Raw genomic sequence first — 20980 nt, 5'->3', positions numbered from 1 at the left:
TTTCTTATTGCGTCTGCGCATACCGCGCATGTGTGCCTCCTACACGCGCCGCAGTCATTGCACGAAATGCACATGTATACGGTATCGGGCCGCTGGTAGTCTCATACCACATGAGCATCACCATCACCACGTCAAACGTCAACGGCATCCGAGCCGCAAAGCGCAAGGGCATATCCGCATGGGCCGGCGCCAGAACGCCGGACGTGTGGTGCATGCAGGAAGTGCGTGCGCCGCAAACCGAAATCGACCCCATCGTCGGCGAGCTGGCCTTCGAATACGTCACGGCGGGGAAGATCGCGGCTCCCGACGAATTGGATTCCTTGAACGAAGTCTGCCGCGTCAAAGGCCGCGCGGGTGTCGCATTGCTTTCCGACCTAGCCATCGAAGAACGCCGCTACGGCCTTCCCGGTCTCGAAGAAGACGTCGACTCCGGCCGCTGGATTGAAGCGGATGTACGCACGCCGCAAGGCTATCTCATCACCATCGCCTGCGTATACGTACACGCCGGCAACACCGACGACCCGGTCAAAATGGAACAAAAATACCGCTTCCTCGACACCATGCTGGTACGTATGGGCCAGTTGCGCGACGAAGCGGCCAACGGAGGTCGTCAAGCCCTGCTCTGCGGCGATTTCAACATCGCACACACGCCACTCGATATCAAAAACGCGAAATCCAACGAAAAAAGCGCCGGCTTCCTGCCTGAAGAACGCGCCTATATCGACCGTTGGCTGGGCGAATACGAATTCGTGGACGTGATGCGCAATCTCGCCGGCGACATCCAAGGCCCGTACACATGGTGGAGTCAGCGCGGCCGTGCCTTCGATAACAACACGGGTTGGCGCATCGACTACCAGTTCGCAACACCGGAATTGGCGGAAAGCGCCCGCGGATTCATTATCGATAAAGCTCCCACCTATGATGCGAGATGGTCGGATCACGCGCCGCTGACCATCGAATACGATGTGTGAGCGACATCAATTCAGTGACGTTCCGTGACGTGCCTTCCAGCTGTTATTAAGCGAAGGTGTTAGGCTAGTCAACGATTGTAACCGCGCAGAAACGAGGAAACATGGGATTGTTCGGATTCGGGAAAAAGAAGAAGCACAACGACGACGCCGTCGTTGAAGACTCCAAGCAGGCCGACGAAGTCGTCGACACCGCCGCCGACGAGCAGGAAGCGGCACAGGAAGCCGAGCTGCCGCAGGCCAGCGCAGTATACGAAGGCCGCGGCGACGAGCGCGGCCCGTGGGATGTGAAGGACGAGAACGTTCCGGACTACGACGAATACCTCGACATGGGCGCCTACTACCTGCCGTTCCTGCAGGGCATCGGCCTGCACGTCAAGGCGAACCGCGCCACCCGCCAGGTGCTCGGCACCACCATCACCTACGGCGCTTCCAGCCTGGAAATCGAAGCTTTCGCCGCTCCGAAGACGATGAGCCTGTGGGATGACGTGCGCTCCGACCTGAGCGGTGCCAACGACAAGGCCGAAGAACGCGAAGGCGTGTTCGGCACCGAACTGATGCTGCCGGTTACCGTTAAGGGCGGCCGCAGCGTGATGACGCGTATTGTGGGCGTGGACGGCCCTCGTTGGATGCTTCGCGGCATTTTCTCCGGCAAGGCCGCGCTGCTGCCGGACGACCCGGAGACCCAAGCGCTGAACAAGTTCTTCGCCGATATCGTTGTGGAACGCGGCGAAGAACCACTGGCTCCGCGCGATCTGATTCCGATGCATCCGCCGGTCGCCCCAGCACAGCGCAAGGCCATGGCCGCAGCCGCCGAACAGCAGGAAAACGGCGAAGGCACCATGCAGATTCCGGACAAGCCGAAGGGCCCGTTCGATTCCGACCAGCAGACCGAAGTCAAGACCACGCTGTCGCGCGGCCCGATGTTCTCCGAAGTACGCTGATCCATGACATCATCAACGCAACCAACACAGCCGGCGAAACGCACCGGATTGAATGCTTTGACCGGTGCCGGATCGGATGACGATTTTTCCATTATCGAAGCGATAGGCGGCCCGCGCGGCGTTATCGAATCAATGCTGCCGGGCGTACTGTTCGTGGTGATGTTCGTCATCACCTCCGACGTGCAGCTCACCGTTATCGTATCGGCTGTGTTGGCGGTGTTGCAGGTGATTATTCGCCTGCTGCAACGCCAATCGCTGATGGGCGCATTAAGCGGCCTGATTGCGGTCGGCATCTGCCTGGTATGGGCATGGCAAAGTCATGAAGCCCGCAATTATTACATGTTCGGATTCCTGACCAACGCCTTCTATATTGCGCTGCTTACGGTTTCACTGTTGGCACGCATTCCCGGCCTAGGATTCATGGTTGAATTCCTGCGCACCATGCCAACCGAACATTTTGGCGCATGGCTGCGCGGCTGGAAGTCCGATCGTGCGCTGTACCGCGCATATCAGATCATCACCGGCCTGTGGATCGGCGTATTTTCGCTACGATTACTAGTACAGGTGCCGCTGTATCTGACCGATCAGGTCGGATGGCTGGGCACTGCACGATTGCTGATGGGCATTCCCTTCTGGGCCTTGGCCATTTGGGTGTCTTATCTGATTATCGCCACACCGCTGCATAGGCATAAGCAGCAGGAGGCGCGCGTGGAGGAGAGCGAATAATGGAAGCGACCATTCGTATTGAACGGTATGCCGATCAGGGCCGATGCGTCGGCCATATCGACGGGCGTGTGGTATTCGTGCGTTTCGCGTTGCCGGGAGAACTGGTGCGCATTGTTTTGGATGAACCGCATGACCGCGAAGATCGCTTCTGGACCGGCGAAGTGGTCGAAGTCATTGAAGCCAGCGAAGACCGCGTGGAACCGGTATGGCCTTTGGCGGGCCCCTTGGCGGCCGGCGGTGGTGTCGGCGGCGCCGACCTGGTGCATGTCAGCCTTGAAGGCCAGCTCAAATGGAAGTCGATAACCGTCTACGAGCAGATGCAGCGTTTGGGCCATGTCGATGTGGATGTGCCGATTGAACGCATGCCGGGCGATATTGAAACCGATGGTCTGCATTGGCGTACCCGCATTGAAATGATCGTCGACGACGAAGGCCGCCCGTCGATGCGCCGCCGCGGCTCCCACGTGCGCGTGCCGATTGACACGATGCCGTTGGCCAGCGAAGCGCTGCTGAGCGTGGCCGAACGCGAACACGTGTGGGATGGCGGTTTTACGCCGGGATCCCAGATTCGTCTGTCTGTTCCGGAGCCTCGCGACGAAGCCCACGAGGTGGGCGACAATTACGCGATGCTGGTCGACGGTGAATTGCGCGCCGGCAGCGAATTGCTCACCGAACGCGTTACCGTGGGGACTCGCGAATACGAGTACAATGTTGACCCTGCAGGCTTCTGGCAGATGCATCGTCAGGCGCCGCTCGCATTGCCGAATCATGTGCTTTCCTTGGTGCAAGGCGAATTGGATGGCCTGGTCAACGCTTGCGTGTGGGATCTGTACTCCGGTTCCGGCCTGTTCACTTTGCCGTTGGCCACGCAGGCCGCGGAACGTGTGCGCATGCTCAGCGTGGAAGGCGGTCGCATCGCCGTGGCGAACGCGGTGAAGAATCTGCGCCGCCTGAATTTGGACAATGTCGACGCGCGCGTCGGCGACGTGTCGAAGGTGCTGGCGAATGTGCGCAATGATCTGGCGCATCCGGACGTCGTCGTATTGGATCCGCCTCGTGCGGGCGCCCGCGCCAAAGTGTGCCGTCAAATCGCCGAAGCCGGCGCATACTCGATCGTGTACATCGCCTGCGATCCGGCCAGTCTCGCACGCGACACCGGCACCCTATGTTCGCTTGGATACGAAGTCAAGGACGTACGCGCCTTCGACATTTATCCGATGACGCATCATGTGGAAACGGTGGCCCTGTTCAGAAAGACGCAGCGATGAGCGCACGTCGTGCGGCGGCATTGCTGCTGACGACGGGAATGCTGATTGCAGCCTCGTCCTGTACGCCTGCCGGCAGAGCCGTTGGCGATACGCAGGATGAGGCTGATGCGATTGTTCATGACGGTCTTGATTATGGCGATGCGATTGTCGGTTTGATCGGATCCGAATATACCGACACGGATCGCAGCGTCCTCGCAGCATGCGACAGCGTCGGATTGAAGCCGATATATGTGCCTGTGATTGACGTTAATGATGCTGACGCCGCCGCACAGCAAGGCGTTAAGGATTTGTCGCATCGTCAGGCCGACGTTATTGTCGTTACATCCATTGATGCATCGCATGATATGCAAGGCTGGGATGAGGCGTTGCGCACTGCGCGTGAAGCCGGCGTCCCCGTCGTATTGCTCAATCCCGTATCGTCACCGGACAATGAATTGCTATATGCGGCGACGTTGACCATTGACAATCAAGCGTCGGAGTCGACGTCGATTGTCGAAGCGATTATGACGGTTGCCGACGATGATCCGCATGAGCGGAACATTACAGTATCCACTATGCGTGAATAATCGCAGATATCGTCCGATAACGCGGATAATGACGGTAGGCTGTGCATATGGGAACAAGCGAAACGACAACATCCATGCCGGCAATGGCCCAATACGGGTTGCGTGACGACGACGTGCGCGCCCGCGTCGAAGCCGGGCAAACCAATCATGTCAAGGATTCTTCGTCGCGTTCGCTGGTGGATATCGTTCGCGAAAACGTGTTCACGCTATTCAACGGCATTATTCTCGGCGCGATGCTGCTTGTTCTTTTGACCGGATCATGGAGGGATTCGGTTTTCGGCTTTGTTGTTATCATCAACACCGGCATCGGCATCGTAACCGAACTGAAGGCGAAGCGCACACTTGACAAACTGTCGATTCTGGTCGCCTCTACATTCCTGGTCCGCCGTGAAGGCCGCGATATCGAAATACCAGGCAGCCAAATCGTACTTGATGATCTGATGTGGATTCGCGCTGGGGAACAGGTTCCGGTGGATGCGCAGATTATCGAAACCTGGGGTTTGGAATTGGATGAGTCGATGCTGACCGGCGAATCCCGCACAGTGCGCCACAAAGCAGGCGAAACCATTTATTCCGGCTCCACCGCAGTATCCGGCATGGCGTTCGTCCGCGTCACCGCAGTCGGCGAGCACAGTTATGCGGCCACCCTGACCGCGCAGGCGAAAGTGTACAAGAAAACCATTTCCGACCTGAACAAGGGCATCAATACGATTCTTAAATTCATGACGATTCTGGTTATTCCGCTGTGCATTCTGCTGATCCTTTCGCAAATGCATACGGTCGGCGGTTGGGCGTACGCCATCGAAACCGGCCAATGGCGTGATGCCGTCGTCTCCGCCGTATCCGGCGTGGTCGGCATGATTCCGGAAGGCCTGGTGCTGCTCACCTCGCTGAATTTCGCTTTGGCGGCGATCCGGCTCGCACGCCAGAACACGTTGGTGCAGGAATTGGAATCCGTCGAAACGCTGGCCCGCGTCGATTGTCTGAATCTTGATAAAACCGGCACCATCACCGACGGCGGCATCGCATTGACCGATGTCGTCATCCTCACCGACGCCACCGATACTCCCAGCGACGACGCCATCGCAACGGAACGCGCCACCAAACAAGCGCTGTACGATCTGTCCAACGAATCACAGCCGAATGCAACAGGCGAGGCGATTCTGGAAGGCCTGCGCGCCGCCGGCTTCGGTCCCGGCGCAGTGCAGGCGCGTATCCCATTCTCTTCAGCCCGCAAATGGAGCGCCGTCATCGCCGAAAACGCCGTATGGTATATGGGCGCGCCGGAAGTGATTGTGGCGGCATTGCAAGGCAATCACAACGCACTGTTGAATCATGTCAACGAATATGCCGAAATCGGCAATCGTGTGCTTCTGGTCGCACATTGCACGCTGCAGCAGGCCGGCATTATGCAATCCGGCGATATCGAGAAATTCGGCGACAATCCGATGCTGCCGGCCGAAGCAACGCCAATCGCACTGGTGTTGTGTGCCGAACGAATTCGCTCAGATGCAAAGGACACCCTCGCATGGTTCCGCGAACAGGGTGTGCGCTGCCGCATTATTTCCGGCGACAATCCAGTCACCGTTGGTGCAATCGCGCGCAAAGTCGGCCTTGTCGGCGAGCGTGATCCGCAGATTATGGACGCTCGCACACTGCCGGAAGGCATCGTCGAATTGGCCGAAACCTTGGAACATGTCGACGTGTTGGGACGCGTGCTGCCGGAACAGAAAAAGGCGATTGTTGATGCACTGCACCTGAGCGGACATGTGGTTGCAATGACCGGCGACGGCGTCAACGATTCACTGGCCATAAAAGAAGCCGATCTGGGCATCGCCATGGGCAATGCCGCGCCCGCCACCAAAGCCGTTTCCCAAGTGGTGCTGGTCGATTCGAAATTCTCCCACCTGCCCGACGTTATGGCCCGCGGCCGCCAGGTTATGGCGAATATGGAACGCGTCGCCAGCCTATTCCTGACCAAAACCGTGTATTCCGCGCTGATTTCGCTTGGCGTGGTGCTCACACAAATCCCATACCCGTATCTGCCACGGCATATCACCTATGTGGGCGCCCTGACCATCGGCGTGCCGGCCTTCGTGCTGGCGCTTGCGCCGAACACACGCCGCTATATTCCGGGATTCCTCAAACGCGTCGTCCGCTTCGCGCTACCCGGCGGCATCGCGATTGCAGTGTCGACATTGCTTACGGCATGGCTGCTGCCTGAGGTGATGGACTGGAACGTGTTCGATTCGAACGCCGACCTGCTTGATCTGCGCTCCACTGTGGCCATCGTGCTGTTCGTGCTTGGCATATTCGTGCTGGCACGCGTCGCCACGCCGTTACGCTCCTGGCGTGGCGCATTGGTGGCGGTGTTTGCGGCCGCTGGCATCATCGGCATGTTCATTCCGTTCGTCGCGGATTTCTTCGCGCTGCAGGTTCCGAGTGGGCGTGTGCTCCGGGCCACGGCGGCGGCGCTGGTGATTTCCGCGATTGTGTTCGCGGCCTGCGTCATCGCATTGCCGAAGGCGGTTCATGCCGTCACCGACCGAGTCGAGGAATGGATGAATCGTCGGGCAGGCCGCTAAAGGCGTGGGGCAGTATCTCACATGACAAACAGACACGCCAGAGGTCTCTTTGCAAACGGGTAACGTTGGCGGCGGATAATCTCACGATATTGTCCATCTCTGAGCTTGGAAGGGAGCAGCATGTCCATGCGCGACGACCGACTGGCGGTATTGAACGCTGCCGGCAAGGACTATCGTTACTATGCAATCGCAGGCCTGCCCGGCATCGAACACCTGCCGTATTCGTTGAAGGTGCTGGTTGAAAATCTGATTCGCAATATTGATGGCGCCAATATCACCGACGATCATGTGCGCGCGCTGCTCGATTGGGATCCTGTAGCACAGCCGAGCCATGAAATCCAGTTCACGCCGTCACGCGTGGTTATGCAGGATTTCACCGGCGTGCCGTGTGTCGTCGATCTGGCCACCATGCGTGACGCCGTCAAGGCGTTGGGCGGCGATCCGAAGGTGATCAACCCGCAGGTCCAGTCCGATATGATCATCGACCACTCCGTGCAGATCGACCGCTACGGCATCGCCGACGCACTGGAACAGAATATGGACATCGAATATCAGCGCAACGGCGAACGCTACCAGTTCCTGCGCTGGGGCCAGCAGGCATTCGACAACTTCCGCGTCGTGCCGCCGGGAACGGGCATCATCCACCAGGTCAATATCGAATACTTGGCCAAAGTCGTGATGACAAAGAACGAGTCGGATGATGCCACGCCATTGGCATATCTTGATTCCTGCGTCGGCACCGACTCTCATACCACCACCGTTAACGGTCTGGGCGTACTCGGCTGGGGCGTGGGCGGCATCGAAGCCGAAGCGGCTATGCTCGGCCAGCCGATCTCCATGCTGGTGCCGCGCGTCGTCGGATTCAAGCTCACCGGTTCCATTCCGGAAGGCGTCACCGCCACCGACGTGGTGCTGACCATCACCGACATGCTGCGCAAGCATGGCGTTGTCGGCAAGTTCGTGGAATTCTACGGCGAAGGCATCGCCTCCGTGCCGCTGGCCAACCGTGCCACCATCGGCAACATGAGCCCGGAATTCGGCTCAACTTGCGGTATTTTCCCGATTGACAACGTCACATTGGATTATCTGCGACTGACTGGCCGCTCCGACGAACAGATCGCATTGGTCGAAGCGTACGCCAAGGTCAACGGCCTGTGGGGCGACGCTTCTGACCCGGATTACGTCGAACCAAGCTATTCCGAATACCTGGAGCTCGACCTGAGCACGGTCAAGCCGTCCATCGCAGGCCCGAAGCGCCCGCAGGACCGCATCGAACTGAGCCAGGCCAAGCAGGTTTTCGAAGAAACCCTGCCGTCCTACACCACCGACGCCACCGCAACCGAACCGGTTGCCGTTTCCACCGACTTCCGTGGCGACTTCGAACTGAGGAACGGCGATGTGGCCATCGCCAGCATCACCAGCTGCACGAACACGTCGAATCCGTCCGTCATGATCGCGGCGGGCCTGATCGCCCGCAACGCCGTCGCCAAAGGCCTGAAGCCCAAGCCGTGGGTCAAGACCTCGCTGGCGCCCGGCTCCCAGGTCGTCGCCGACTATCTGAAGGCCGCCGGTCTGCAGGACGATCTGGATGCGCTCGGCTACCAGCTGGTCGGCTTCGGCTGCGCCACCTGCATCGGCAACTCCGGCCCGCTGCTGCCGGAAATCTCCGAAGCCGTCAACGCCAACGACCTGACCGTCACCGCGGTGCTCTCCGGCAACCGCAACTTCGAAGGCCGCATCAGCCCGGACGTCAAGATGAACTATCTGGCCTCCCCGCCGCTGGTCATCGCCTACGCGCTTGCCGGCACGATGGATTTCGATTTCGAAACCCAGCCGCTCGGCGCCGACGCCGACGGCAACGACGTGTATCTGAAGGACATCTGGCCTACCAACGGCGAGGTCGAAGCCGTGGTGAACGGCACGGTCAACCGCGACATGTTCCTCAAGGATTACGCTTCCGTCTTCGACGGCGACCGCCGTTGGCGCGGGCTCGACGTGCCGCAGGGCGAACTGTTCGCATGGGACGATGCCTCCACGTATGTGCGCCGCCAGACCTTCTTCGACGGTATGAGCGCCGAACCCGAGCCGGTGCACGATATCGCCGGCGCCCGCGTGCTCGCCCTGCTGGGCGATTCGGTGACCACCGACCATATCTCCCCGGCCGGCGCGTTCAAGGCGTCCAGCCCGGCGGGCCGGTATCTGACCGAACGCGGCGTCGAGCAGAAGGACTTCAACTCCTACGGCTCCCGCCGCGGCAACCATGAGATCATGGTCCGCGGCACCTTCGGCAACATCCGCCTGCGCAACCAGCTGCTCGCCTCCGTCGGCGAGGAGGTCACCCCCGGCGGCTTCACCTACGATTTCATCGCGGACGAGCCGACGACGATCTACGAGGCGTCCCGCGACTACATCGGACATGATGTGCCGCTGGTCGTGCTGGCGGGCAAGGAATACGGCACCGGCTCGTCGCGCGACTGGGCCGCGAAGGGCACGGCGATGCTCGGCGTCAAGGCCGTCATCACCGAAAGCTTCGAACGCATCCACCGTTCGAATCTGATCGGCATGGGCGTGCTGCCGCTGCAGTTCCCGGCGGGCGAATCCTATGCGTCGCTGGGCCTCGACGGCACCGAAACCTACGACATCGCCGGCATCGAAGCGCTGAATTCCGGCAGGACGCCGGAAACCGTGCAGGTGACCGCCACCCGCACGGACGGCAGCACGGTGGAATTCGACGCGGTCGTACGCATCGACACCCCCGGCGAAGCGGACTACTACCGCAACGGCGGCATCCTGCAGTATGTGCTGCGCAATCTGATGAAACGACGCTGATGAAGCGCCGCCGAAGCGATGCCGGGCCGACGGCATCGCGCAACAAGCCGGGCCCGTCTCCCATGGTCTACACTGGAAGGCGGGCCCGGCCCGTATCCGTCGTGACGGAACCGCGACGGATCGGCATACGCAGGACGACGGCCTGTCGAACGGATGCCGTTCGTCCGTTTCCGCGACAGATGAAGGGGATCATATGGCAATCAGCGCATCGGAAAAGCCATTGGGAAAAGTGCTGACGTCGGATTATCGCTTTACGATTCCCTCATTCCAGCGCGCCTACACATGGCAGGCCGAGAACATCGTGCAATTGGTCGCGGACATCCAGGACGCCTGCGCCACCCCCGAAATCCCGTATTTTCTGGGATCCCTGATTCTCGTGCATGACGGCGGCGCCAAATACCAGGTCATCGACGGACAGCAGCGGCTGATCTCGCTGTCGATCATCATCGCGGTGCTGCGCGAGCTTGAACAGGATCCCGAACTGGTGCGCCTGCTGAACGAGCTGATTTTGGAGCCGGGCGACAGGCTGCGCGGCATCACCGCCGAACCGCGTCTGCGACTGCGCGACAGGGATACGGAATTCTTCCGCGAATACGTGCAGGAGGGCGATCTGGAAGGCCTGTTCGATTTGCGCGACTCCGATATCGAAACGAATGCGCAGCGCAACATCGCCGTCAACGCGCGGCAGACCTATGACGCGCTCGCCCGCATGAGCGAGGAGGAACGTCGCGGCTTCGCCTCATATCTGGTCAATCAGGTGATGCTGGTCATCGTCGTCACCGACGACCTGGCCGGAGCGCATCGTATCTTCGACGTGATGAACATGCGCGGCGTGCCGCTGACCGCGTCGGACGTGTTCAAGGCGAAATCGATGGCGGCGCTGTCTCCCGCCGCCCGCAGCGCCTACGCTTCGCGCTGGGACGACATCATGGATCCGCTCGGCGACGATCCGCAGCGTACGGAGACCTTCTTCGCCTGCCTGCATCTGATCGTGTCGCATCGCATCGCCTGCTCGCAGCTGCTGGCCGAATTCGAAAACGACGTGTTGAAGCCGTATTTCGCCAAACAGAACGTCATCGGATTCATCGACGAGGTGCTGGCGCCGTATGCGAACGCATGGCGCATTCTCGAACGTCCTTCCGAAACGACCCTGCCGGACGACGTCGTCGCGCGGCTGGTCGCGTTGAACGATTACCAAAGCGACGATTGGAAGCCGGTGGCCATGTGGGCGCTGGTCCATTCGATCCGCAATCTGGGCGAGCCCGATGTCGTCGTGTTCTCCCGTCCGGGCGTGCATACGCCGGGCGCGAAGCATCGCGGCGAATCCGGCTATCCGATGCAGCTGCATGACGTGGACCGCCTGAACGAAATCCTGACCGCATTGGAACGCGTCACCGGCATCGACACGTTGAACAGGCAGGGCGCCATGCAGCGCCGTACACGTGCGGCCAGCGCCATCCGCGATTTCGACAAAGGCCTCACGTTGGCGCAGGCCAACGGCATGCATGTCAGCGACGACGACCGTCGCGCCGCGCTCGCGCATCTGCGCGGAGAACTGCAGGCTTCGCCGGCGTTGAAGCGTCTGCTGCTGGTCCGTGCGAACGAACAGAAGGCGGGATACCGCATCACGCGCCCGCGCAGCCTCAACGCGCTGCCGATCATGCCGCAGAAGGTGAAGGCCGATTCCGCGTTCGCCGCATGGCCGGAGTCCACGCGCGACTATTGGGCCGACCGCATCGGCAATCTGGTGCTCAGCCAGGCCAATGAAGGGCAGTTGGAGGGATTCTCCGGCTATGCGCAGCGTCGCGAACGCATGCTGATGTCGGCGAGCTCACGCAGCTTCCCGCTGACCGCGCAATTGGAGGACATCGCCGAAATCACGCCGGAGACATTGCAGTGGCGCCAGGATGAGACGGTGCGGCTGATCGCGGAGTATTGGAATATCCGCTATGACGCCGAACACGTCGATCTGTCGACGTTGAGCGAGGAGCACCTGACGCGGAAGGTCGCCGTGAAATCGCCGAATTCCAAGCGTGTGACGATTCTGCAGGTCCTCAAGGCCGGCCTGCTGATTCCGGGGGAGACCCTCGTGTGGGAGCGTCCCCGAAAGGGCGAACGCTGGGTGGCGACGGTGACCGCGGAAGGCCGTCTGCGTCTTGACGACGGCAGCGAATACGCGTCGCCGACGGCGGCCGCCCGCGCCGTGGGCGGATCGAACGCCGGCCTGAATGTATGGAGGCGTACGTCCAACGGGCAGAAGCTGAGCGACATCTGGAAGACGTACCGTATGAAGACCGTGTGACGGCCCGGCCCGGGGCATCGACGAAAAAGGCCTGTCCGACCGGAGCCATATGACGCCCCGGGCGGACAGGCCTTTTCCGCGCTTTCGTCCATCGGCGGCGCCGCATGCGCCGCCGTCTTACGGTCAGGCGGTGACGCCGTCCTTCCATGCGCGGTATTCCGCGGCCTTGGCCTGCCAGTGATCGCGGTCCTCGTCGGTGATGGGACGGATGACGCGGCAGGGGTTGCCGACCGCGACGCTATGGGAGGGGATGTCCTTGACGACGACGGAGCCGGCGCCGATCACCACATCGTCGCCGATCGTCACGCCGGGGGCGACGACGACGTTGCCGCCGAACCAGACGTCGTTGCCGATGGTGATGGGCAGCGCGCCCTCCAGCTGAGCGTTGCGCACGTCGGCGTCGATCGGATGGTACGGCGTGTACAGGCCGACGCGCGGTCCGAAGAATACGTTGTCGCCGATGGTGATGCGGGCGACGTCCAGGAAGATGCAGTCCATGTTGGCATAGAAGTTCTTGCCGATGAACGTGTTGCATCCGTAGTCGCAGTTGAACGGCGGTTCGAGGAACGAGCCTTCGCCCAATGCGCCGAACAGTTCCTTGAACAGTGCGGCGCGCTCGTCGAACGCGTCGTAGGCGGAGGTGTTGATGGCCTGGACGAGGCGGCGTTTGCGCATGTTCAGCCGCTGCAGCTCGCCGTCGGCGGCGACGTAAAGCTCGCCGGCCGCCATACGGTCCTTCTCTGATGCGTATGTGGTTTCCATACGAATATCAAAGCGTTTTTCGCCGGATGACATGCCGACATGATGACATCGTTTGCAAAAATCCGGATGCGGCGAAGGCTTCTACGATGATCGCGGCAGGTCGGCGCGTTCCACAAGACGCGCCATCTGCACGCGTCCCATGCATAATTTGTCGGATGCGGACGACAGGTGCGCCTTCGCGGTGCGTTCGGAGATGAACATATGCTGTGCGATCTCGGCGTTGGTGAAGCCTTCGGCGGCGAGCAGCACCGCTTCGCGCTCGCGTTCGGGCAGGGCGTCCAACAGGGCGCGCGCCTCGTCGCGGCGCGATTGGGGGCGTTGCCTGTTGAGGTCTCCGATAAGCTGGCGCTGGCTGGAGGGATTGAATTGCGGGTCGCCCTCGCATACGCCGATGATGCGCCGGATGATGTCTTCAGGGGCGTCGGTCTTCGACACGAATCCTTCGGCGCCGGCCTCGACGGCTTTTTCGACGGTGTTGCGTGGACTGAGCGAGGTGAGGATAAGCACATGCGGGGCGTGGGGGAGCGCGCGCAGCCGCCGCGTCGCTTCGATGCCGTCCATATCCGGCATGGCGATGTCCATCAGCGCCACGTCCGGCTGCTCGTCCTTCGCGTGGGCGATCGCGTCCCGCGCATTCGTCGCGGTGGATGCGACGACGACGCGTCCCTCGGAATAATCGGTAAGAATAAGACGCATCGCCTGACAGATCATCGGATCGTCATCAACGATGCTGACCGTTATCGGCTTGCTGCTCTCTCCTGGCACGCGTCCCATTGTAGCCGTCCGACGGCGTGCCCGGAACGGCGGCTTCGGCGTCGGTCCCGTCCGGGGAGGCCAGCCACGGCAGGCGGATTTCCAGATGGAAGGTCGCCCGATCGTCGCAACCGTATCGGCATGTGCCCTGCATCTGCTGCACCCTCGCGGCAAGCCCGGGCAAACCGTTGCCGCCGGTTTCCGCCTGCTTCCGCGCGGGGACGCCCCCTCACGGTCCGCGTCACCGTTCGGCGACGCCGTCGGATTGCTGACGTGAATCAGCACTCCCCGCTGAGGCGACGCGTCGATCTGCAGGGCCACCGGCGTACCCGGCGCATGACGCCGCGCGTTCGTCAGACCTTCCTGCACGGCGCGATATGCGATTTTGCCGATGCGCTCATCCAGGCCGCCGAGTTGCCGGATGTCGATCCACGTGTCGATGCCCATGCCGGCGGCGCGCGCGTCGCCGATCAACGTTTCCAATGATTCGCGCGTCAGCGACGTCTCATCCGACGGCGCCAGCTGCAGGCGCGCCTGTTCCGGATGCCGTAGCATATCGATGATGCCGTGCGCCTCGTCCAATGCGCCGGCGGCCTGCCGTCGGATGTCGCGCGCGGTCAGGGCAAGGGACTGCGCGTCGCTGCGCCAATCCCGGGACGTTTCATCGGCTTCGTCCTCGTCCTGCGCCGCAGCGTCGATGGAGGACGCCAATTTTGACGCCTGCGTCTGCAGCGCGCTCGCGTTCAGGGCCAGCAGCGACAGCGAATGCGCCAACGTATCATGCGCCTCCGCGGCAATGGCGTCCGCCAGATGCTGGTTGTTCAGATCGTCCTGCAACACCGCCGCATGGTCGGCGGCGGCGCCGGCCTTCGCCTGCGTCGTCTGCAACGTCGCATGCGAACGAATATGCAGGCCGGCCAGCGTCGCGATCGCCGTCATCGCCAACGCCGCGACGATGGCGGTTACCGTGATGGTCGTCTCATCGGCCATCATCGCCAGCCCGGGCTCTCCCACGCCTCCCGTATCGGGAACGGCGAAGATCTCATGCCACAGCGAGGAGCCAGCGGGCTGCAGCGCATCACGCACCTGCGAAAACAACGTCGTCGCGGCCCCGACGATGATCGTGCGGAACGTTACCGTCTTGCCCGCGCGGCGTGCCAGCAGCGCCGTCATCGCCATCAGCGCCAGCATGGAATCGAACGGAAACAGCAGCGTCAACGCCACGGACGCCCAAAAACCGTCTGCGGGCATGCGGAACGCGCCACCAGCAGCATGCCCGAACACAAGGCCATGAACGTGCCGAACACCATCCACAGAAAATACGGATGGTTCTCGGGCACGCTTTGCGCATGAAACGACAACTGCACAAGCGACATCACGCTGGCGCACGGCACCATGACCGCGGTGCACCACTGGCGTGTGCGCACCGGCACTTCCACCGTATGCTCGACCGACGCCGCGGAATGCGCGGAAGGCGCGGAACGGTCCGGTCCGTACGGCTTCGCTGCGAATGGCGGCATGGAGGGCCTCATATTGCTCATAGCAACCATTATCGGCATGCGCCGGCGTCACGCCATTGTCCATCAGGGCGTGTTCCGACCCGCGCCCATGCCCGATAGGGCAGGAAAGCATGGCCGTTCGTCCACTGTCGCGTTCGGGCCGCCCGCCATATATTCGAAGGCATGACGCCATTCCCGGCGCATCATGGCCCGCGCCATGCACCCAAACGCTATGTCCCGAGTTTCCGAACATCACGAAAGCATAGCGGAGAGCATAACGGAGAAGGAAGAACAACATGACCATGCCCAACAACCAGTCCGGTTCGCCGACGCAGCCGAACGCCCCGCAGGAAACCGGCATGCCGATGCAGCCGGGCGCGCCTCGGCGGGAGCCCGCACAACCGGATCCGCAGCAGCCACGGCACATCACGATATGCGGCATCATCGGCCTGGTCCTCGGCATAATCGCATTGCCGCTGAGCTTCATCCCGATCATCAACAACATCGCCACGGTCCTGGGCTTCATCGGCGCGGTCCTCGCGATCATCGCCCTGGTGGGCACCTTCCGCGGCAAAAAGCAGGGCAAGGCGCTCGCCGTCGTCGCCGCGGCGCTGTCGGTGCTGTCCATCGTGATCACGCTGGCGATGCAGCAGGCCGCCGTCGACGCCATCGACGAGGCGGTGAACGGCAATGCGATCAGCCGGCAGGATACGCAGGATGATGCACAGAACGCCGACGACGCCGCGACCCCGGGTGACGCCGCGCAATCCGACGGCGCCTCCGGCATGCAGGACACGGAAGGCGATCTCGCCAATACGCATGTCGCGATCACGTCCGCGGCGCGCAGCGACAATGATTATGAAGGCCGGCCCACCGTGCTGGTGACGTATACGTGGACGAACAATTCCGACCAGAACGCGTCGTTCCTGGGCGTGCTGCAGGCTTCGGCCTTCCAGAACGGACAGGAACTGGAAATGGCCGTATACGGCACCGATCCGGCCGGATACGATTCCGGCTCCTCATATGCCGAACTGCAACCGGGAGCGACCGGTACGGCGACGATCGGCTACGTGTTGAAGGACGATTCGCCGGTCGATGTGGAACTGGCGGCGCTGTTCTCCCTTGACGACGCCAAGGTCGGCCACACCTTCGAGCTGTGACGGGCTTGCGGCTCCGCCATGGCGAAGCCGCATGACAATGAAAAGGCCCGCACAAGCGTGACGCTTGTGCGGGCCTTTTCATTGTCATGGTTCGGCGGCCGCGCGACTATTCGCGATTGCCGAGCATCTGCAGCAGATACAGGAACATGTTGATGAAATCGAGATACAGGTTCAGCGCGCAGACGATCGAGATCTTCCGGATCATCTCCGGGCCGGCGGAAGCATACTGCTGGAAGGCCGCGCGCGTGAACTGCGCGTCATGGACGGTCATGCCGGCGAACAGGACCAGCCCGAGCGCGGAGATCAGCATCAGCGCGGTGTCGCCGGGGAAGAAGATCATCAGCACCACCTGCGCGACGATCAGCACGATCAGGCCGACCAGCAGGATCGGGCCGGCTTTGAGCATGTCGATCTTCGTGGTCATGCCGAACATCGTCAATGCGAAGAAGAAGCCTGCGCACAACGCCAGCGCGATGCCGATCGTGCCCAGGTCATAGGCGCTGAAGATCGTGCTCAGCGTCACGCCCATCAGCGCGGCATAGACATAGAACATCGCGCGGGCGGCGCCGACGCTGATCCTGTGGATGCGGGCGCTGAGCGACACCGCCAGCACGATCTGGATGATGGCGAAGCCCCAGATGCCGAGGACGCCGGCCGTCTGGATGAACGCGATATACAGGCCGCTGACCTGCGTCGCGATCGCCACCACGGCGGTCAGCAGCAGGCCGAGCGTCATCTCTCCGTAGGCCTTGGTGACGGATACGCGCTGGGCGCGCTCGTAGGCGTACGCGGTCTGCGCGTCGATGGCCGGAGCCGCCGCGACGTAGCCGTACTGGCCGTTCTGCTGGAACTGGCCGTAGGACTGCTGGCCGTAAGGCTGCTGCGCATTGTACTGATATTGATATTGGCTGTCGTTGAAGCCGTTGCCGGGGCCGTTGTCGCCCCGGGGCTGCTGTCCGAATGTCATGGTTGCTCCTTGATCTGCCGGCGGGCCGGTATCCGTGCGTCTCATCGTAGACGATGAAGGTCGGGAAAACCGGTGAAGACCGGCGTCCTATGCCGTGGGCGTCACGGTGCCGCGGCGCCCGTGTGGTTTTCGTTTCCGTCCGTTCCGCGTCGGAATCATGCGGAATGCTTCGACGCGAAGGAATCAGTGGTCCGCTTTCGGCGCCTCGCCGACCTGCGGCGCGCCGTTGATGTCGCGGTGGATGTTCTGCATCTGCGTCTCGATGTTCTGCAGGGACCGGGCGCAGTCGAGCAGCGTCTGCGAATGCTCGGCGAGCTTGTTGTCGGGCAGGTCGGTCTTGTAGCGCAACGCATGCTCGAGGCTCGCCCAATAGTCCATGGCGATGGTGCGGAACTGCACTTCGACCGGCGTGTAATGCGCGCCGGAGGACAGGAACACCGGGACCGCGTAGATGACGTGCAGCGAACGGTAGCCGTTCTGCTTCGGATTCCTGATGTAATCCTTGACCCGCAGCACCTGGATGTCGCTTTGCGCGGACAGATAGTTCGATACGGAATACACGTCGTCGCGGTAGTTGCAGATGACGCGGATGCCGGCGACGTCGAACAGGTTGTCGCGTATGGAAGTGATCTCCAACGGCAGGCCCTTGCGCTGCAGCTTGCCGAAAATCGATTGCGTGGACTTCAGCCGGCGCTCCATATGATGGATCGGATTATGCGAGAAGCGCACGCGGAATTCCGAATCGAGAATCTCCAATTTGGTGCTGATCTCATACATCGCACCCTCATACACCTGCATCAGATCGATGAATTCGGTGATCTGCTCGTTGGAGAACATATGACCGCCTTCGGCCATGCCTCTGAGCCTTGCCGAAAGGTCCGTGGTATTGATGCGGCTTTGTCTGTCAAGTATCACATTGCCCATATTAGCCAACATGCTGCTGATAAACTGGGAAAAAGCTGGGTCGCGGATGATTCCGCATGGTTTCGGACGGCCGTCCGACGGTTTTCGGCGACCTTCCGGCGGGCCCGAAAGGCCGGGGACGACGCGATGCGTCCCGGCGGATATGGCGACGGTAGGGGTGGAGTCGCCTGTACCGCCCCTGACGTTAGCATGGGACGCATGAATGAAGACATGATGACCGAGGACGAACGCGCCTCGAAACCGGGTGAACACGTCGAAGGCGCCGCCCCGCTGCGTGGCAAAGGCGTATACCACATCCACACGCTCGGCTGTCAGATGAACGTGCATGATTCCGAACGCATCGCGGGCGTTCTGGAGGAGGACGGCTATGTTCCCGCCACCGAGAAGCAGGTGGCCGACAAGGACATCGACCTGATCGTCATGAACACATGCGCGGTGCGGGAGAACGCATCCGAACGCATGTACGGCACCGTGGGCCTGTGGGCGGATATGAAGCGCAGCAATCCGAACCTGCAGATCGCGGTGGGCGGATGCATGGCGCAGCTGGACCGCGAGAAGATCGCGAAGAAGGCGCCGTGGGTCGACGCCGTGTTCGGCACGAAGAACATCGGCTCGCTGCCCCGTCTGCTCGACCAGGCGCGTCTGGAGGGCCGCGCGCAGGTCGAAGTCAAGGAGAACCTCGGCTATTTCCCCAGCCAGCTTCCCACCGTGCGCGCCTCCAAGGTGTCGGCGTGGGTGGCGATCTCCGTCGGCTGCAACAACACCTGTACGTTCTGCATCGTGCCGACCACGCGAGGCAAGGAGCATGACCGCCGTCCGGGAGACATCCTCGCCGAGATCCGGCAATGCGTGGACGAGGGGGCCAAGGAGGTCACGCTGCTCGGCCAGAACGTGAACTCCTTCGGCTACGGCATCGGCGACCGTTTCGCCTTCTCCAAGCTGCTGCGCGCCTGCGGCGACATCGAAGGCCTGGAACGTGTGCGTTTCACCTCGCCGCATCCGGCGGCCTTCACCGATGACGTCATCGAGGCGATGGCGCAGACCCCGAACGTCATGCATCAGCTGCATTTCCCGCTGCAGTCCGGCTCCGACCGCATTCTGCGCGCAATGCGCCGTTCGTACCGTGCCGAGAAGTTCATGACCATTCTGGGCAAGATCCGCGAAGCGATGCCCGACGCGCAGGTCTCCACCGACATCATCGTCGGATTCCCGGGGGAGAGCGAGGAGGACTTCCAGGAAACCCTTCGCATCGTGGAAGAGGCCCGTTTCGCCTCCGCCTTCACGTTCATCTATTCGCCGCGCCCCGGCACGCCCGCCGCGACGATGGAACAGGTGCCGCATGAAGTCGCGCAGGACCGTCTGGAACGTCTGGTCGCATTGCAGGAGCGCATCACCGAAGAGAATCTCAAAACCTTCGAAGGCCGCGACGTCGAAGTGATGATCACCGGAACGCAGGGGCGCAAGGACGCCGCGACGCATCGCTACACCGGCCGCGAACGCACCGGCACGCTGGTGCACATCGGCGTTCCGGAAGGCTGTCCGGCGCCGCGGATCGGCGATTTCGTCACCGCGACCGTCACCCATGCCGGACGTCATAATCTGATCGCCGACCCCGATCCGAAGAACGGCCAGACCTATGACATCCGTCACTGAGCGTTCCCCGATGCGCGACGCCTCGCCGGCGCCGCGCGTCGTCAGCATCGTCGGGCCCACCGCATCAGGCAAAACCGGTCTCGGCGTCGCCATCGCAAAAGCCCTGGCGGCGCGCGGCGAGGCGGCGCAGATCGTCAATGCCGACACCTATCAGATGTATCGCGGCATGGACATCGGCACCGCGAAGGCCACCGCCGAAGAACAGGCCGCCGTGCCGCATCATCTGATCGACGTCATCGATCCCGACGACACCATGTCGGTGGCGCGCTTCCAACGGATGGCGCGTGAGTGCATCCATGATCTGCGGTCACGCGGCATCCGTCCGATCCTGGTCGGAGGATCCGGTCTGTATGCGCGCGCGGCCATCGACGACATCTCCTTTCCCGGCACCGATCCGCAGGTGCGCGCGCGATTGGAGGAGCGTGAACGCACGGAAGGCGCCGGAGCGTTGTTCGACGAACTGAAGGCGAAGGATCCCGAAGCGGCGTCCCACATGGATCCGCGCAATCCGCGCCGCACGATACGCGCGCTTGAGGTCATCGAAGTGACGGGCCAGCCGTATTCGGCGAACCTGCCGCGATACCGGTATGTGATTCCGACCGTGCAGATCGGCCTCGACCTGCCGCGTGAGGAACTGGACCGCCGCATCGACATCCGTACGCGGCGCATGATGGACGAAGGATTCGTCGAGGAGGTCGAACGCATCCGCCCGTATCTGGGCACCACCGCCGCGCGCGCATTGGGCTACCAGCAGGTCATCGACCATCTGGACGGCCTGCGCGACCTGGACGAGACATGCGCCGACATCGCGCAGAAGACGAAGCGTCTGGCCCGCAAGCAGATGGGCTGGTTCGGCCGCGACCCGCGCATCCACTGGCTGCAGGCGTTGAATCCGAAACTGCTCGACAACGCGCTGGCCATCATCGAACATGCGGATGCGGGCGACTACGACGCCATCGACGCGCATGCCGACGAATACGTCCAGCATCATCTGGGCGATATCGGCTGAAACCGATCGGACGGGCGATGCGACCGGCCGGATCCGAAGCGGACGATAACGCTGTTCGGATCCAA

At 62.0% G+C, this 20980-nt stretch carries 16 protein-coding genes; 11 read left to right on the top strand and 5 right to left on the bottom strand.

What is annotated here, in order from left to right; translation table 11 throughout:
* Positions 1–110: 110 nt before the first annotated feature.
* The 8 genes from AC1AX7_RS00930 to AC1AX7_RS00895 all read left to right on the top strand — a co-directional run bounded on the left by AC1AX7_RS00930 (position 111) and on the right by AC1AX7_RS00895 (position 12188).
* Positions 111–971, top strand: coding sequence for an exodeoxyribonuclease III (locus AC1AX7_RS00930; RefSeq protein ID WP_476508226.1), 861 nt, complete (start codon positions 111–113; stop codon positions 969–971).
* Between the two features lie 101 nt (positions 972–1072).
* Entirely contained in the window at positions 1073–1912 is an 840-nt protein-coding gene (locus AC1AX7_RS00925; RefSeq protein WP_476508225.1) for a DUF3710 domain-containing protein, read from the top strand.
* A gap of 3 nt (positions 1913–1915) precedes the next feature.
* Positions 1916–2638, top strand: coding sequence for a DUF3159 domain-containing protein (locus AC1AX7_RS00920; RefSeq protein WP_476508224.1), 723 nt, complete (start codon positions 1916–1918; stop codon positions 2636–2638).
* Positions 2638–3906 carry a class I SAM-dependent RNA methyltransferase gene (locus AC1AX7_RS00915; RefSeq protein ID WP_476508223.1) on the top strand — a complete coding sequence of 423 codons (1269 nt, stop codon included), beginning with the start codon at positions 2638–2640 and terminating at the stop codon, positions 3904–3906. The genes AC1AX7_RS00920 and AC1AX7_RS00915 overlap by 1 nt, the downstream gene beginning before the upstream one ends.
* On the top strand, positions 3903–4472 hold the full coding sequence (locus AC1AX7_RS00910) for a sugar ABC transporter substrate-binding protein (protein ID WP_476508222.1): 570 nt from the start codon (positions 3903–3905) through the stop codon (positions 4470–4472). The genes AC1AX7_RS00915 and AC1AX7_RS00910 overlap by 4 nt, the downstream gene beginning before the upstream one ends.
* 74 nt (positions 4473–4546) lie before the next feature.
* Positions 4547–7057, top strand: coding sequence for an HAD-IC family P-type ATPase (locus tag AC1AX7_RS00905; RefSeq protein WP_476508391.1), 2511 nt, complete (start codon positions 4547–4549; stop codon positions 7055–7057).
* Positions 7058–7177: 120 nt separating this feature from the next.
* Positions 7178–9886 carry an aconitate hydratase AcnA gene (gene acnA / locus AC1AX7_RS00900; protein ID WP_476508221.1) on the top strand — a complete coding sequence of 903 codons (2709 nt, stop codon included), beginning with the start codon at positions 7178–7180 and terminating at the stop codon, positions 9884–9886.
* A gap of 193 nt (positions 9887–10079) precedes the next feature.
* Positions 10080–12188, top strand: coding sequence for a GmrSD restriction endonuclease domain-containing protein (locus tag AC1AX7_RS00895; RefSeq protein WP_476508220.1), 2109 nt, complete (start codon positions 10080–10082; stop codon positions 12186–12188).
* A 123-nt stretch (positions 12189–12311) separates the two neighbouring features.
* On the opposite strand, the gene AC1AX7_RS00890 is transcribed toward AC1AX7_RS00895, so the two are convergent.
* The 3 genes from AC1AX7_RS00890 to AC1AX7_RS00880 all read right to left on the bottom strand — a co-directional run bounded on the left by AC1AX7_RS00890 (position 12312) and on the right by AC1AX7_RS00880 (position 15244).
* Positions 12312–12950 (bottom strand): sugar O-acetyltransferase, encoded by a 639-nt coding sequence (locus AC1AX7_RS00890; protein ID WP_476508219.1) that lies wholly within the window; start codon positions 12948–12950, stop codon positions 12312–12314.
* An 81-nt stretch (positions 12951–13031) separates the two neighbouring features.
* Entirely contained in the window at positions 13032–13724 is a 693-nt protein-coding gene (locus tag AC1AX7_RS00885) for a response regulator (RefSeq protein WP_476508390.1), read from the bottom strand.
* 1193 nt (positions 13725–14917) lie between these two features.
* Complete coding sequence (locus AC1AX7_RS00880; protein ID WP_476508218.1) at positions 14918–15244, bottom strand: hypothetical protein; 327 nt, start codon at positions 15242–15244, stop codon at positions 14918–14920.
* A 260-nt stretch (positions 15245–15504) separates the two neighbouring features.
* Between AC1AX7_RS00880 and AC1AX7_RS00875 the strand changes: the two genes are divergently transcribed.
* Positions 15505–16362 carry a DUF5067 domain-containing protein gene (locus AC1AX7_RS00875; RefSeq protein WP_476508389.1) on the top strand — a complete coding sequence of 286 codons (858 nt, stop codon included), beginning with the start codon at positions 15505–15507 and terminating at the stop codon, positions 16360–16362.
* 106 nt (positions 16363–16468) lie between these two features.
* On the opposite strand, the gene AC1AX7_RS00870 is transcribed toward AC1AX7_RS00875, so the two are convergent.
* Together AC1AX7_RS00870 and AC1AX7_RS00865 are read right to left on the bottom strand one after the other, a co-directional pair.
* Positions 16469–17329, bottom strand: a complete 861-nt coding sequence (locus tag AC1AX7_RS00870) for a Bax inhibitor-1/YccA family protein (protein ID WP_476508217.1) — start codon at positions 17327–17329, stop codon at positions 16469–16471.
* A 183-nt stretch (positions 17330–17512) separates the two neighbouring features.
* Complete coding sequence (locus tag AC1AX7_RS00865; RefSeq protein WP_476508216.1) at positions 17513–18253, bottom strand: GTP pyrophosphokinase; 741 nt, start codon at positions 18251–18253, stop codon at positions 17513–17515.
* Positions 18254–18451: 198 nt separating this feature from the next.
* Here AC1AX7_RS00865 and miaB point away from each other — a divergent pair, with 198 nt between their 5' ends.
* Together miaB and miaA are read left to right on the top strand one after the other, a co-directional pair.
* Positions 18452–19906, top strand: coding sequence for a tRNA (N6-isopentenyl adenosine(37)-C2)-methylthiotransferase MiaB (gene miaB, locus AC1AX7_RS00860; protein WP_476508215.1), 1455 nt, complete (start codon positions 18452–18454; stop codon positions 19904–19906).
* On the top strand, positions 19890–20915 hold the full coding sequence (gene miaA, locus AC1AX7_RS00855; protein ID WP_476508214.1) for a tRNA (adenosine(37)-N6)-dimethylallyltransferase MiaA: 1026 nt from the start codon (positions 19890–19892) through the stop codon (positions 20913–20915). The genes miaB and miaA overlap by 17 nt, the downstream gene beginning before the upstream one ends.
* Positions 20916–20980 lie beyond the last annotated feature (65 nt).

The organism is Bifidobacterium sp. LH_449 (genome assembly GCF_056356755.1).
This window is presented reverse-complemented; position numbering and strand designations above follow the sequence as displayed.

What these genes read in the sequence shown, in the direction of transcription:
- AC1AX7_RS00930 (WP_476508226.1), top strand. Translation starts at nt 111, where the DNA reads ATGAGCATCACCATCACCACGTCAAACGTCAACGGCATCCGAGCCGCA.
- AC1AX7_RS00905 (WP_476508391.1), top strand. Translation starts at nt 4,547, where the DNA reads ATGCCGGCAATGGCCCAATACGGGTTGCGTGACGACGACGTGCGCGCC.
- AC1AX7_RS00880 (WP_476508218.1), bottom strand. Translation starts at nt 15,244, where the DNA reads ATGAGCAATATGAGGCCCTCCATGCCGCCATTCGCAGCGAAGCCGTAC.
- AC1AX7_RS00915 (WP_476508223.1), top strand. Translation starts at nt 2,638, where the DNA reads ATGGAAGCGACCATTCGTATTGAACGGTATGCCGATCAGGGCCGATGC.
- AC1AX7_RS00875 (WP_476508389.1), top strand. Translation starts at nt 15,505, where the DNA reads ATGCCCAACAACCAGTCCGGTTCGCCGACGCAGCCGAACGCCCCGCAG.
- AC1AX7_RS00910 (WP_476508222.1), top strand. Translation starts at nt 3,903, where the DNA reads ATGAGCGCACGTCGTGCGGCGGCATTGCTGCTGACGACGGGAATGCTG.
- AC1AX7_RS00895 (WP_476508220.1), top strand. Translation starts at nt 10,080, where the DNA reads ATGGCAATCAGCGCATCGGAAAAGCCATTGGGAAAAGTGCTGACGTCG.
- acnA (WP_476508221.1), top strand. Translation starts at nt 7,178, where the DNA reads ATGTCCATGCGCGACGACCGACTGGCGGTATTGAACGCTGCCGGCAAG.
- miaA (WP_476508214.1), top strand. Translation starts at nt 19,890, where the DNA reads ATGACATCCGTCACTGAGCGTTCCCCGATGCGCGACGCCTCGCCGGCG.
- AC1AX7_RS00885 (WP_476508390.1), bottom strand. Translation starts at nt 13,724, where the DNA reads ATGGGACGCGTGCCAGGAGAGAGCAGCAAGCCGATAACGGTCAGCATC.
- AC1AX7_RS00925 (WP_476508225.1), top strand. Translation starts at nt 1,073, where the DNA reads ATGGGATTGTTCGGATTCGGGAAAAAGAAGAAGCACAACGACGACGCC.
- AC1AX7_RS00920 (WP_476508224.1), top strand. Translation starts at nt 1,916, where the DNA reads ATGACATCATCAACGCAACCAACACAGCCGGCGAAACGCACCGGATTG.
- AC1AX7_RS00870 (WP_476508217.1), bottom strand. Translation starts at nt 17,329, where the DNA reads ATGACATTCGGACAGCAGCCCCGGGGCGACAACGGCCCCGGCAACGGC.
- AC1AX7_RS00890 (WP_476508219.1), bottom strand. Translation starts at nt 12,950, where the DNA reads ATGGAAACCACATACGCATCAGAGAAGGACCGTATGGCGGCCGGCGAG.
- AC1AX7_RS00865 (WP_476508216.1), bottom strand. Translation starts at nt 18,253, where the DNA reads ATGGGCAATGTGATACTTGACAGACAAAGCCGCATCAATACCACGGAC.
- miaB (WP_476508215.1), top strand. Translation starts at nt 18,452, where the DNA reads ATGAATGAAGACATGATGACCGAGGACGAACGCGCCTCGAAACCGGGT.